Annotated in this window: 9 protein-coding genes and 7 pseudogenes; 11 read left to right on the forward strand and 5 right to left on the reverse strand. The window is 66.4% G+C overall.

The genetic code is table 11. The features are described from left to right. Positions 1 to 142 precede the first annotated feature (142 nt). Positions 143 to 1,033, reverse strand: a pseudogene (locus tag M1M07_RS30555) (serine/threonine-protein kinase); the annotation flags it as partial. 304 nt (positions 1,034 to 1,337) lie between these two features. Here M1M07_RS30555 and M1M07_RS30560 point away from each other — a divergent pair. From M1M07_RS30560 to rpmF, 5 genes and pseudogenes are all read left to right on the forward strand, one after another. After that, positions 1,338 to 1,621, forward strand: a pseudogene (locus tag M1M07_RS30560) (transposase); the annotation flags it as partial. 68 nt (positions 1,622 to 1,689) lie between these two features. Continuing rightward, positions 1,690 to 1,815: a hypothetical protein gene (locus tag M1M07_RS32950; protein WP_282582471.1), complete on the forward strand. Its 126-nt coding sequence runs from the start codon at positions 1,690 to 1,692 to the stop codon at positions 1,813 to 1,815. 384 nt (positions 1,816 to 2,199) lie between these two features. Next, positions 2,200 to 3,433, forward strand: a pseudogene (locus M1M07_RS30565) (GTP-binding protein). Next, positions 3,430 to 3,681: a type B 50S ribosomal protein L31 gene (locus M1M07_RS30570; protein ID WP_248676566.1), complete on the forward strand. Its 252-nt coding sequence runs from the start codon at positions 3,430 to 3,432 to the stop codon at positions 3,679 to 3,681. Before M1M07_RS30565 ends, M1M07_RS30570 begins: the two are co-directional and overlap by 4 nt. Before the next feature lie 23 nt (positions 3,682 to 3,704). Beyond that, the gene (gene rpmF, locus M1M07_RS30575; RefSeq protein WP_248676567.1) at positions 3,705 to 3,878 is read left to right on the forward strand and encodes a 50S ribosomal protein L32; all 174 of its coding nucleotides are present in this window, start codon (positions 3,705 to 3,707) and stop codon (positions 3,876 to 3,878) included. Here the strand turns inward: rpmF and M1M07_RS30580 are convergent. Beyond that, positions 3,835 to 4,845 (reverse strand): transposase, encoded by a 1,011-nt coding sequence (locus tag M1M07_RS30580; protein ID WP_248676568.1) that lies wholly within the window; start codon positions 4,843 to 4,845, stop codon positions 3,835 to 3,837. The genes rpmF and M1M07_RS30580 overlap by 44 nt on opposite strands. Between M1M07_RS30580 and M1M07_RS30585 the strand changes: the two are divergent. Further along, positions 4,844 to 5,044: pseudogene (locus tag M1M07_RS30585) on the forward strand (transposase); the annotation flags it as partial. The gene M1M07_RS30580 and the pseudogene M1M07_RS30585 sit on opposite strands and share 2 nt — an antisense overlap. Then, positions 5,032 to 5,253 (forward strand): annotated as a pseudogene (locus M1M07_RS30590) (transposase); the annotation flags it as partial. The pseudogenes M1M07_RS30585 and M1M07_RS30590, both read left to right, overlap by 13 nt. 175 nt (positions 5,254 to 5,428) lie before the next feature. On the opposite strand, the gene M1M07_RS30595 reads toward M1M07_RS30590, so the two are convergent. Continuing rightward, a complete protein-coding gene (locus M1M07_RS30595; protein ID WP_308200883.1) occupies positions 5,429 to 5,938 on the reverse strand; it encodes a hypothetical protein in 510 nt (169 codons plus the stop codon). A 52-nt stretch (positions 5,939 to 5,990) separates the two neighbouring features. On the opposite strand from M1M07_RS30595, the gene M1M07_RS30600 reads away from it, so the two are divergent. Next, positions 5,991 to 6,248: a type II toxin-antitoxin system prevent-host-death family antitoxin gene (locus tag M1M07_RS30600; protein ID WP_248676570.1), complete on the forward strand. Its 258-nt coding sequence runs from the start codon at positions 5,991 to 5,993 to the stop codon at positions 6,246 to 6,248. A gap of 1 nt (position 6,249) precedes the next feature. Continuing rightward, positions 6,250 to 6,507, forward strand: coding sequence for a Txe/YoeB family addiction module toxin (locus tag M1M07_RS30605; protein ID WP_139000135.1), 258 nt, complete (start codon positions 6,250 to 6,252; stop codon positions 6,505 to 6,507). Positions 6,508 to 7,305: 798 nt separating this feature from the next. Here M1M07_RS30605 and M1M07_RS30610 read toward each other — a convergent pair. Next, positions 7,306 to 8,402, reverse strand: a pseudogene (locus M1M07_RS30610) (IS110 family transposase). A 78-nt stretch (positions 8,403 to 8,480) separates the two neighbouring features. Here M1M07_RS30610 and M1M07_RS30615 point away from each other — a divergent pair. After that, the gene (locus M1M07_RS30615; protein WP_248676571.1) at positions 8,481 to 9,935 is read left to right on the forward strand and encodes a plasmid pRiA4b ORF-3 family protein; all 1,455 of its coding nucleotides are present in this window, start codon (positions 8,481 to 8,483) and stop codon (positions 9,933 to 9,935) included. 556 nt (positions 9,936 to 10,491) lie between these two features. Here the strand turns inward: M1M07_RS30615 and M1M07_RS30625 are convergent. Beyond that, positions 10,492 to 11,331: pseudogene (locus tag M1M07_RS30625) on the reverse strand (MFS transporter); the annotation flags it as partial. A gap of 575 nt (positions 11,332 to 11,906) precedes the next feature. Here M1M07_RS30625 and M1M07_RS30630 point away from each other — a divergent pair. Next, a complete protein-coding gene (locus M1M07_RS30630) occupies positions 11,907 to 12,245 on the forward strand; it encodes a lycopene cyclase domain-containing protein (protein WP_248676572.1) in 339 nt (112 codons plus the stop codon). Positions 12,246 to 12,349: the final 104 nt, after the last annotated feature.

A 12,349-nucleotide genomic window follows, 5' to 3' on the forward strand; every position in this document is an offset into this window, starting at 1 on the left:
ACGATCGGACGAACACGCTCGGTTTGCGTGCCACGACCACCTCCTTGTCTCGACTCGGAGATAGTCTGCCGTGGACGTGTCGGTCAGCCGGGGATTACCCGGTCAACGATCTGTGTCGAGCCACTAGCTCGCCGTCGGTGGGCAGGGCCATCACGTCGACCGGGAAACCGTGGGCGCGTTGCAGGGCCTGCAGCTCCTCCCCGAACTCGGCGGCGGTGGCCGGCCGCTCCGCCGGGGTCCGGCCCATCGCGCCCGCGATCGTGTCGGACACGTCCTCGGGGATCCCGTGCTCCCGCAGGTCGGGTACCGGTTGCGTGGTGATCCGCAGGAACTGCGCGACCACCTGCTCCCCGCTGCGGCGTTCGAACGCAGCGTGCCCGGTCAACGCGCTGAACACGGTGGCACCGAGACCGTAGATATCGGCGGCCGGACCCGGCGGATCACCGGCCAGCACCTCCGGCGCGGTGTAGGCCGGCGACCCGGTAACCACGCCGGTGACGGTCTCGAAACCTCCGGAGATGTGCGCGATCCCGAAATCGGCCAGCTGCGGTTCGCCGTAGTCGGTGAGCAGAATGTTCGCCGGTTTCACGTCTCGGTGCACGATCCTGAGCCGGTGCGCGGATTCGAGCGCACCGGCCATCTTCACCCCGAGCCGCAAGGCCTCGCCGAGCGGCAGCGGACCGCGGCGACGGATCCGCGCGTCGAGACTGTCCTGCGGATGGTAGGGCATCACCAAGTAGGGCCGGCCGCTGCCGGTGGCGCCGACCTGCAGGATGTTGACGATGTTCGGGTGCCCGGTCAGCCGGCCCATCGCCCGTTGTTCCCGGAAGAACCGCGTCCGGTTCTCCTCGTCGAGGTCGACGGTGAGCACCTTGACCGCGACCGTGCGATCCAGATCCGTCTGGGTGCAGCGGTAAACCACCCCGAACCCGCCGTGGCCGATCTCGCGGACGTCGTCGAAACCGGCGGCTGTCAGCTCCTCGGCCGGGGCCAGCGGGTACCTCTGCGTGTCGAGCGGATCCCCTTCACTCATCGGAACACGCTGCTCACCCCGTCGGCTCGTCGCTCGCGTGCACCGGTCCGACGGCACAACCGGCCCACGTTCCTTCCGTGACGCCACCTTCCGAGACGTACGCCCAGGATATAGCCACAGACGGTCGACTGTGCTTCGATCACTTCGACGTCTACACCGCCCCGCGCCGAGTGAATCCTTCCCCGGAGCGACGGACGCCTGACGCAACGGGAACGAACTCACGATAGATCGTGCGCCACCCATATCGTCCAGTAAGCGCGTGCCGCACGTGGATGAAGTCATTTACCAGTGCATGGTGTGACAAATGATGGGCGAGTTTTCTCCCCGGTCGGTCCCGGCTCCATTGCGGGAGATCGCCGAACCACTGATTCCGTGGTTCGCCCCGTGACCACCGGGCGGTGACAGCCAAACCAGTCGAGACCGCGCAGTCTTCACCCCGGTCACCTTCGTACTGACGAGCGGGTGTGCATGGCGGCACCTGCCACCTCATTGGAGGTGACGGTCCCGACCGCACACCGCCGGTTCGCCGCATGGGCCAAGGCCGGGGTGCTCGAGAGGCTGCACCGTGAGGTTTTCGACCACCTCGGCGCTGCCGACTCGTAGGTGAATCACTCCGGGTCTGTCGGAGGCTCTCGAACCTGTGAAGGATGGAGAGCATGGCAGCAATCGACTATCTCGGAGTGCGAATCAACGCCGAGTACGTCCTCGTCTCCACCACGATTCCTGCATTGTTTCCCGCGGTCGAGGTGCTCAATGCGCCAAGGCCGCAGCCTGCCGCGTAGAAAGCACTCGCCTGGCAGTACGTGGTCCGCGCGGCCGAGGAGTCGGCGAAATTCCGAGAAGTTCGAGGACAGCTTGCTCGTCGGCCGGGAGGTGGCCGTCGCGCCACGTGCGGACCTTACGGTATAGCCACTCCCCACGGGTTCACCATCGCCGAAGATGTAGGTGCTCGGGATCTCGCCGGTACCGTTCTTTTCGCGGTAGGCAGCGATCTCGAACAGCATCCGGCGATGATTGCTGCCGAAACCCGCCGGACGAGGGACCTTCCAGTCAAATCAGATCGCCTCAAGTTCGGCCTCGCGAGCTGCAGAAAGGATGCCAAGGACACGGGCGATGCGGTGCCGGCCCGCCCAGCGCCCAAGGTCGCATTCATCCTCGGCCCCGGCATGCGACTCCGAGTCGGTGTTGTTATTGTGGCGAGCCGGACACCGCTGATCCTCGTTGCCGGGCGGGGCGGACCGACCGAACAGACAGCACACGCTCTGCTACGACCCGGCACCATCGTCGTGCGCCACGACCTTGCCGACATCTACGAAGGCGTCGTGCGCCGCACCCTGACCACCACCGACGACGAGCGGGAGACCATCCTCGAACTCGCCCACGGCTGCGTCTCGTGCACCCTGCGCAAAGACCTGCTGCCGCTACTGCGTCGCCTGCACGAGCGCAGCACCGTCGACCGCATCGTGCTGCTGCTCGACCCTCTGATCGAACCAGAAGCACTGTGCTGGGCGATCGAACATCACGTGGTGGCCGGCATCGTCGGCCGGCTCGACGCCCCGGCCGCCACGACGTGCAGATCCAGGCCACCATCACCTGCGTCGATGCCGAGACCTGGCTCGACGACGCCACCGGGGACGACGAACTCGACGACGACCGCACCGCCGCACAGGTGGTGGTCGGCCAGGTGGAGTTCGCCGACGCCCTCGTCGTCCGCCCCGGAGCCGATGGATGGCACCAGGCCCGACTACACGCCGTACTCTCGCGCCTCGCCCCGGATGCGCCGATGATCTGGGACGAGCACGGCGACATCGAGTCGCTGTTACGCCGTACCCGCCGACCGCCCGGCGCGGAGCGGTCTGCGATGCCCACTCCCCGCTGCGGGGCCGGCCACCCCTCGAACAGGACTGCGGCATCGAGATAGTCGAGTTCACCGCTCGTCGTCCCTTCCACCCCGGTCGCCTCCACGAAGCGATCGACGTCCTGCTCGACGGCGTGATCCGCGCTCGCGGTCGGGTCTGGGTGGCGACCCAACCCGACTATGCGCTGCTGCTCGAATCCGCCGAGGGCGGGCTGCGCGTCGCCCAGGACGGGCCGTGGCTCGCGGCCATGACGCCGGAACAACTCGCCGCCACCACTATCGAACGGCAAGCCCTCGCGGCGCGGCGCTGGGACGAACGTTTCGGTGATCGCGACACCTCGATGGTGATCCTCATCCACGACGCCGATCCCGACGCGATCCGCGCGACGCTGCAGTGGGCGCTGCTCACCGCCACCGAACTCGCCGAGCCGCCCCTGTGGGCGAGCTGGCCCGATCCGTTCGGCAACTACCACGAAGACCCGTGTGCACCTACCGCTCAGGCCGAACAGGAAACCTCACTGCTCGAAGGAGAACGACGATGAAACCCGGCCTCCACGCCGACTATCGCCCCGTGGTGTTCCAGGACGCCACCACTGGAACCACCTTCCTGACTCGCTCGACCGCCCGCTCCGACCGCACCATCGACTGGCCGGACGGCAACACCTACCCGCTGATCGTCGCGGACGTCACCAACGCCTCGCATCCTTACTGGACCGGCACCGCCCGCCTACTCGACACGGCCGGTCGCGTCGAGAAATTCGAACGCGAATACGGCCGACGCCGCCCCTGACACCACCCTCGAAGGACTCCGTCATGGCAGTACCCAAACGACGCACCTCCCGCGCCAATACCCGCTCCCGGCGCGCGCAATGGACAGCGGCTACCCCCACTCTCGTCCCGATCACCCTCTCGGGCACCACCTTCCGCGTTCTACGCCGCCTGGTCAAAGCGGTACACGCCGGCCTGATCGACCCCCGCGAGATCTGAACCGACCGTGGCCGCGCCCGGCGCATACTCTGCGCCGGGCGCGGCCGCTCACCCCGAGCGGCACATACCCGTTCGAGATGCCGAGGCCGAGACCGCGAGGTTCGGGTGTCAGTCTGCAGCCACTGCGTCGGCCAGGGACTGGCGGTATCGGTGAGCCAGGTGATGTAATCGGTGCTTCGGGCAGTGTTTCGGTGACCTCCACCATGGGAACACCCGCCCGCTGCGCCGTATCGCGCAGGTTCGCTGTGACCACGCCTTCCGTCTGCACGTTGTAGATCAGCGGGCCTGCCGCCGGCTCGGCCACTGAGTCGCGGAGAAGCTCGTGGGAGACGACGTCCGAGAGCCGTCTTTTCAGGCAGCGCAACGCTTCCTTGTGACTCTTTCCATCGGCTCGTTTCCGTTGGTAATAAGCGCGGCCGGGCGTGTCCCGAGCTATCTGGGTGATGGCCATGGTGTGCAGACAGTAGTTCAGTTGCCGGTCCCCAGCACGCGAGAGCCGATGTCGAACGACATCGCCCGAGGACACCTCTATCGGCGCGGTTCCGGTGTAACTGGCAAACGCGGCGGCCGATCGGAACCGACCGATCGACCCGACCCGACCCGACCCGACCCGACCCGAGCAAGGATCTTGCCGGCGGTCAGTGTCCCGATACCGCACAGTTCGGTCAGGGCGCTTCCGGACTCGGTGACGGCTTGCTCGATGTCGTTGGCAGACTTGAGGATGCGCCGATCCAACTGTCGCACCTCGCCGATGAGGTCGACAGCGAGATTGCGCAGCGTCTTGCCCGCAATGTCGCGAGGCCGGGTGGTCCGCAGAAGTCGGGCGGCTCGGTCGACAGTGAGACCGCGGGGTGCGCCCGCAGGAACGAGGTGCGTGAGCACGACATGGAGCCGGTGGGCCTTGACCCTGGTTCTTCGACACGCTGAAACCAGCACCTGCTGGGGAAGCGAGATGATCTTCAGTCATGTCACGAAAGAACTACTCGGAGGAGTTCCGGCGCCAGGCCGTCGAGTTGTACGAGTCCATACCCGGCGCGACGATCCGAGGGATCGCCGCTGACCTCGGAGTCGTGCGCGGCACCCTGACAGGCTGGATCGACCAGTACGGGACCGGCACCAAAACCCACGTTGACGGCACCAGGGTGAACACGACGACAAACTCCCCGCGGTGGCCGAGCATCTCGGGCAGGCCCGGGAGGACATCCTCGCGTTGACCGCCTTTCCGAAGGACGTGTGGAGTCAGATCTGGTCGAACAATCCCACCGAGTGGCTGACTAAGGAGATCCGGCGCCGCACCGACGCGATGGGGATCTTCCCGAATCGGGACGCGATCGCCCGTTTGGTCGGTGCGGTGCTGGCGGCACAGACCGACGAATGACTCGAAGGCCGGCGTTATCTCGGCCTCGACGTGCTGGCCCGATGTCGTCTGAACTGGTCACCGATGCACTGCAGATGGCGGTCGACTCCCGTGGTGGCGGCGTGGACGGGGTGATTTTTCACAGCGATCACGGAGCACAGGGTGGATTCAATCGGTCGTCGCAACACCTCGATCACGGAGGTGGCCGGGTCAGATCCTCGCGATTCGCCGAGCCGATCCACCACCCGGTGACGCCGGTCCGGGCGGCGAGTTGCTCGACCACTGCCGGTGGCAGGTAGCCGGCGGCGGCGAGCTGCATCCCGTCGCCGATCGCGTCGAGCAGTTCGAGATACGGCTCGACAAGTTGCGCGGCCTCCGAGTCGTCGACCTCGACCACCGGGTGAGTAGCTGCCCGTTCCAGCAGGTGTGTCAGCGCCGGGTCACCGCGGTGCTCGAGTCGAGTGCGCAGCGCGGCGAGTTCGTCGGGCACGCGAACCGGCGCGGCCATCGCCGCGGCGATCACAGCCGTGGCCTCGGCGACATCGAACCGGTCGGGATGCCACTCAAGAGGGAGCCAATCGAGAGCATCCTCGACGTCGTCGAACGGCGACGGGACCGACGAGGGGTCTCGCCCTCCCCGCACCCACGCCGCCAGCTCGGCATAACCCCACATTCCTCCGCAATCTTCCGGCGGACAGGCCACCAATTGCCTGCCCCGCAAAAATACTGTACGCTTTTACGTACAGGAGGTGCACGTGAAAACTATGAGCTACACCGAATCCCGGGCACGCTACGCCGAGGTCCTCGACGCAGTGACCAATGACCGCGAGGAAGTCATCATCACTCGTGCCGGCCACGAACCCGTGGTCATGGTCTCCCTCGACGATTACGAGTCCCTCCGGGAGACCGCGCACCTGATGCGCTCCCCCGCCAACGCTCGTCGCCTCTTGGACGCAATGGAGAGGCTCGAAGCCGGTCGCGGCCAGTCGCACAGCCTGCTCGACATCGACTGACATGCTGTTGGTGTGGGACGAGAACGCCTGGCAGGACTACCTTTGGTGGCAACAACAGGACCGAAAGATCCTCAAGAGGATCAATACCCTACTGGTCGATATCCAGCGCAATGGCAATGAGGGGATCGGCAAACCCGAACCTCTCAAGTACGACTTCGCCGGGTATTGGTCCAGACGAATCACCGACGAGCACCGGCTTGTTTACAAGGTGACCGACACGGAAGTCCGCATCGCCGCCTGTCGGTACCACTACGGATGATCGCCGCCCTGCCCCTATATAGACGATCACCGTCAGGTGCACGGACCCGATCGCCGTTCTCAAATAATCTCCGGTGCGCTCAGCATTCTCTCCTCCTGGCGGCGAGAGGCTTCGTGAGCTGCCGGTGCGGTCGTGCGCAACCTACTCACCCGAGAGCCCGCCATCAGTCCCCTTCACGCTTGATCCCCGTGGCGTCAAGGATGGCGGTGTCGTCCCCACCGAGCGCGACAATGCATACTCCGCAAGTTTCGGAGGATGGGGGACCACGCCGATACTCCTTATGTGACAGGGATTCTCGCCGCCAGCCCGCTGTGCAGGTAGCGGCGGTGCGTGTGCGGAAAATGGCACACTGATATGGACGTAGGTTTGTCAAGGACGCAGGGTGAGGCGGCGTCCAGGACCGTCGTCGTGGACGCCGCCTCTGAGGGTCCGGGCGAAGCTGGGTAGTGACGAGCGTGTCGGTTTCGACGCGTGGTCAACTCTGATATGCGCGGGTTGGCTACCGCAGGACGGCTATTCGGCTGGAGTGGGTCGCTTGTCTAAAGTCGAGCGTGATCCCAATGGACGGTTGGGGATTGCTCATAGTGTGCTCGCGGATCACTCCTGGGCGCTGCCGTCACCACCGCATGATTCACCCGGACGTTGTGGAGGTTCCTCGCCTGCGGTCCTTGCGCTTCCGGTCGCCGGCCGGGCGAGGGGCAAGGTGGAGTCCCCGCAGCGCAGCGAGGAGAACCGACCTTGCCGCGCCGACGGGGCAACGACCACACTCGCGGCGAACGCGCAGCGAGGAACCGGATTTCAAGGATCGAGCACAGCCAGTGACCAACACCAGCTGCGAGTTCACGGGCGATTGCGGTGTTCGCCAGTGCCGGGCGCTTACGACGAACGTCGAACCCGACCCAACGCTCATGCAGTCGCCGGTTCGCTCGCTGTCCGCGAGCCCGAGCCGCGGGACTCGCCTTGTCCCAGCGGCGCCGCAGATCCGCCGAGGGGCGATACCGGGGTCGGTGGTGCCAGGCGGCCTCGATCAGCAACCGCCGGGCGTGGCCGTTGCCGGTCTTGGTAATCGACCCCTGCGACCTGCTTGACCCGGACGAGTATTAGGTGGGCACCAACCCCAGGTAGGCGCCGATCGATCGGCCGGTCAGGCGGTGCCAGTCCCCGATCTCGACGGCCAACCCGAACGCGGTCAGCGTCGAGACTCCGCGCAGGCAGCTGAGCCGAGTCACCACCGAGGTGTAGTCGCTGTTCTCGGCCATCGCGGCGATCGCCGCATCGAGGTGATCCCGCCGGTCCAGCGCGGCAACCATGGCGTCGTAGGCACTGTCGTACGCCAGTTGCAAGCCGGGTGCGTCGAAGTGCTGGGCGCACAGCCAGGTGTCGTGCACCTTTGTCCACGCGTTGCCACCGGAATAGACGATCCCTTGTCGCAGCAGCAGTTTGGAGACCCGATGCCGGGCCGCCATGAGATCGCGGCGGGAGTCCTCGCGGGCCCGCACCAGATCGCGGGCGGCCTCCTGCTCGACGCTGGGCACCGCCACATCGGAGATCTGCCCGAGGTGCAACAGTCGGGCCAGGTGCCGCGCATCGCGTGTGTCGGTCTTGACCCGCTCTCCCGGCGGGCGCTGCAGCTTCGACGGTGCCGCCACCAGACACTCGATCCCGGCTGCTGCCAGGAAGCGTGCGAGCCCGTAGCCGGTGGGGCCGGCCTCGTACGTCACCGCCACTGGGTCGGGAAGCGTCCGGATCCACTCGAGCATTTCGTGGTGCGCGGGCGTCAATCGGCGCTCGAACAACTCACCGGTGTCCCCGTCGAGGCCGCAGGCGACCACCGATCGTGCGTGCACATCCAATCCGATACTCGTACGCTGATTCATCGCTGGGGCCTCCCACATCTTGTGGCTCTACCGGCACAAGCGCACCGCGGCGAGCCGCTCGGCATGCTGGCCATCGTCGATGGTTCACTGGTGATCGTGGCGACACCGGACGATCCCCGCGAGCACGCCGAACAGTTGATGGCGGCGCTGACCCCGCAGCAGCGACAGGCTGTGGTCGAGGCGCTGCGCGCCGACGGTGCCAGGGACTGGCTCGACGACATGCTGCGCACCCCCGAACCTGTCATCGGTGAGCCACCGGCGCGCGCACGTGGCTTCCGGATCCGGCTGGATCTGCTCGGCGCCACCCCGCCGGTGTGGCGACGACTCGAGGTGCCCGGCGATCTGACCCTCGACCGGGTGCATACGGTCATCCAGGCCGCGATGGGCTGGTTCGACAGTCATCTACACCGCTTCCGTACCGGCAGTGATCCCCGCTCCCCCTATTTCGTGACATCCTTCGATGTCGAGGAAGGTGAGGACGGTGTACTCGAAGACACCGTTCGGCTCGATCAGCTGCTGACCGAGCCGGGCGACCGCCTCTGGTACGACTACGACTTCGGTGACGGCTGGCACCACATCCTGAAGGTGGAAGCAGTGCTCGACGAGCCTCCCACCGAGGTGCGCTGCACCGCCGGCCGCAGGGCCTGCCCGCCCGAGGACTGCGGAGGCTTGTGGGGGTATTCGGAGCTGGCAGCCTGGGTCCGGGGTGGATGTGATCCGGCAACGGTCCCGCCGCCGTTCGACGACATCGACGACGCTCGTAGGTGGCTGCCGCTCGATTGGCATCCCGACCGGTTCGATGTCGCCGACGCCACCGCCGCGATCGCGGCGGCAATGACCATGCCGGTGCCCGTACCCGAGGAACTTGCAGCGTTGCGCGCACGACTCGAACGTCGCGCGGACCCGACGCTGACGCACCTGCTGGAGCAGGCGGCATCGCACCCTGTGCTCCCGATCGGTGAGGCCGAAGCCGCACAGCTGCTCGAGCCATTTCTTGTGCTGCTCGACCTGATCGGCGACGGGGTCCGGCTGACCAACGCAGGCTACCTACCACCGGCGCTGGTTGAGCAACTCGCCGACCGGACCGGTGTGAGCGGATGGTGGATCGGCAAGGCGAACCGCGAGGACCTGACCTGGCCGCTCGCACGTCTACGCGCCAACGCGCGCGCACTCGGGCTGGTCGGCGTGCGACACGGCCGGTTGACGCCGACTGCGGTCGCACGACGATCCCGTCACCGACCCGTGGCACTGTGGCAGCACATCGTGTCCCGCCTGCCCCTCGGCAGGACCGACTTCGACCGGCACGCCGGCTGGTCGACCTTAGCCGTCGTCGCCGCCGGTATCCCGGCCGAGCACTGGCACACCGAGATCGGCGCCCTACTGCAGGGGCTCGGATGGCGCTCGGAAGGTCGTGCATTTCTCGCTCCGGCCGCCGTCGCCAATCCCACACTCGACGCCCTCGAACTCCTCGCCGGCACAACACACCGCGGACGGCTCACCGGCACGCACCCGGCCGTTACGGCCACCGCCCGCGCCGCGATCGCCCTGTGACCACCACAAGGTCCATAAGGCCAGCATGTATTCCCTGCGGTGGCAGGCCCACCCAGAGGCGACCGCGGTCAAATGATGGTGTAGTCGAGCTGGCGGGCTGCCGTGGCGGGCGCATCGGCGAGCGCGGGATGAGCAAGGGGCGTGACAGTTCCGGCCGAGGGACGAATGCGTCGGCGGCGCGCTCGAACAGGGCGATCGAGGTCGCACCGGCCAACCGACCTCGGTAGATGATTCCGTCCAGGTCGCGGTGGGCGCGGTGGATGGTGCGCGCCCAGTGCTGTGAGCGACTGTGGTGCACCGCGTCGAGCGAGTGGTTGCCACCGACGCGGGTGGCCCATGCTCCCCACTGATCCCGGCGACCTCGAGAAGCCACAGTGGACGGCTCAAGCGTGTGCCGGTCAAGTACGGATCACCGTGGTAACGGTCGATGACGCGGGAGCCCTGAAAGGCTTCGGCCAGCGCGCGCCCGTGGGGCGATACTGCGACGCAAGATCGTCACCCCGACCGAGTGCGCCGGCCGCAACGAAAACCGATCTTGCGGCTACCCACGCACTGGCCCCCATCGAATGATGGCTGCGGGGCGGTGATTGCCTGCCTCGTTCCCCGCAAGCAGAGCGACGGCGAACATGCTCAGCGACAGCGGTGCGAGTGAAAGACCGGCCTGCATGGCGTTGTACTCGAGCACCATCTGCAGATAGATAGGCAGCGCGATCATGGTCCCGCCCAACGCGATCTGCTGAAGCATCTGCCCGGTGACGCCGAGCCGGAACACCTTCGACCGGAACAGGCCCGGGTCCAGCAGGGCGGGCTCACCGCGCCGTGTGCGGCGGCTCAGCCAGTACGTGAGAGCGGGGACGCCTGTGAGCAGCAATGTCCCGACCGCATCGCCGCCCTCGTGCCATATCCGGATCCCCAGCACGATCCCACCCATACCGACGACCCACAGCCCGGTTTCGATCGGGTCCGCGCCGCGCGGCCCGGTGTACGGCACGTCCCGGACGAGCCCGATGCCGGCCAGCACCACCGCGATGATCACCACTTCCAGAGCGAACCCGACCCGCCACGACAGGTAGGTGGTGACGAAGCCGCCGAGCAGTGGATCGACGGCAGCGGCGATCGCAGCTGCCGCTCCGACGAGCGCGTAGACCTTCTTCTGCGCGGCGTCGTGGAAGTTGCCGTGCACCAGTGACTGCATGGCGGGCAGCAACAGCGAGACGCCGATCCCGCCGACCAGCGCCCACCGCCCTCAGGAGAATCACCACCGTCAGTCCCTGCGAGGGGCATCGCCGCTGCTCCCGTCGCGTAGCCGAGCAGTCCCAACACGTAAGCGCGTTTGCGACCGATCAGGTCACCGAACCTTGCTGCCGATCAAAATGAACGCCGCCGAAACCAGCGCCCGCGAGCAGATAACGCGGCTCCACCCGATCACCGGAACGGCGCTCGTGCACATCGAGGAAACGCATCACCTCCGCCAGACCAGCATCTTCACCGAGAGCCGGCAAATAGGTGCACTCTTCCCAGCGCACAGGGGATGCGAAAGGCCACATCCCGAAGAGTTATCCTCACCCGAGACCGGTGCTGCTGCCGAGCGGCCCGCCATGGCAGTCGAATCGACATCGAATACACCAGAACGCTGGGCCGCCGAGGACCCTATAGGGATGCCCGTCGGGTAGTCGCCGACGAACAACGTCATCGATTCGAGCACCGTACGCTGACGATCGAACGCTCCGCGTGTCGCCTTCTGCAATTTTCTGCACCGTTTGGGCATGGCCGGCCTGAGGTCGTGATTGGCTGTGTTCGCAGGTGCGTGCTCGACACGCGTCGGCGGAATGACGGAGTGGCGCTGAGATCGAGGTCCGAACTGTGCTCGGCTGCGACGCTCCTGGCCGATCAGGAGTCCGTCGGTCGCGGCCGAGCTGCCCATGCTGGACGCGAGCTGCATCGACTCCTTCACCCTGAACGGAGCGTGAGATGGATTCCTGGCATTACTTATTCGTCTTGGCGGCCTGCTTGATGGTGACCGCTCCCCTGGAGTGGGGGGCACGGGTCTACCGGCAGCCGGCCCGCATGGTCCGAGCTGTCGCACCGGTGGCAGTTATCTTCGTGGCCTGGGATGTGCTGGCCGTTACTGCCGGGGTATGGAGCTTCAATCCTCGCTACGTCACCGGGGTGGAACTACCGGGACACCTCCCGGTCGAGGAAGTCTTGTTCGTCGTCGTGATTTCGTTGTGTGGGCTGCTCACCTACGGCGCTGTCGAATTCCTGTGGGATCGGATACCGCAGGGTCTGTCAAGTCCCGAGTTTTGTTGAGGCTGAGCGTGTGTTCAGTTCTCAGGCCGCAGAAGCGGCTGGCGGTTGTGCGTAGTGGGCGGTCTCGACCTCGGCCGGAGTCCGATAGTCGAGCATGCCGTGGA

Origin of the sequence: Rhodococcus sp. HM1, from assembly GCF_023218075.1 — a bacterium.
GTDB lineage: Bacteria > Actinomycetota > Actinomycetes > Mycobacteriales > Mycobacteriaceae > Rhodococcus.

What these genes read in the sequence shown, in the direction of transcription:
- M1M07_RS32950 (WP_282582471.1), top strand. Translation starts at nt 1,690, where the DNA reads ATGGCAGCAATCGACTATCTCGGAGTGCGAATCAACGCCGAGTACGTC.
- M1M07_RS30570 (WP_248676566.1), top strand. Translation starts at nt 3,430, where the DNA reads ATGAAACCCGGCCTCCACGCCGACTATCGCCCCGTGGTGTTCCAGGAC.
- rpmF (WP_248676567.1), top strand. Translation starts at nt 3,705, where the DNA reads ATGGCAGTACCCAAACGACGCACCTCCCGCGCCAATACCCGCTCCCGG.
- M1M07_RS30580 (WP_248676568.1), bottom strand. Translation starts at nt 4,845, where the DNA reads ATGACTGAAGATCATCTCGCTTCCCCAGCAGGTGCTGGTTTCAGCGTG.
- M1M07_RS30605 (WP_139000135.1), top strand. Translation starts at nt 6,250, where the DNA reads ATGCTGTTGGTGTGGGACGAGAACGCCTGGCAGGACTACCTTTGGTGG.
- M1M07_RS30630 (WP_248676572.1), top strand. Translation starts at nt 11,907, where the DNA reads ATGGATTCCTGGCATTACTTATTCGTCTTGGCGGCCTGCTTGATGGTG.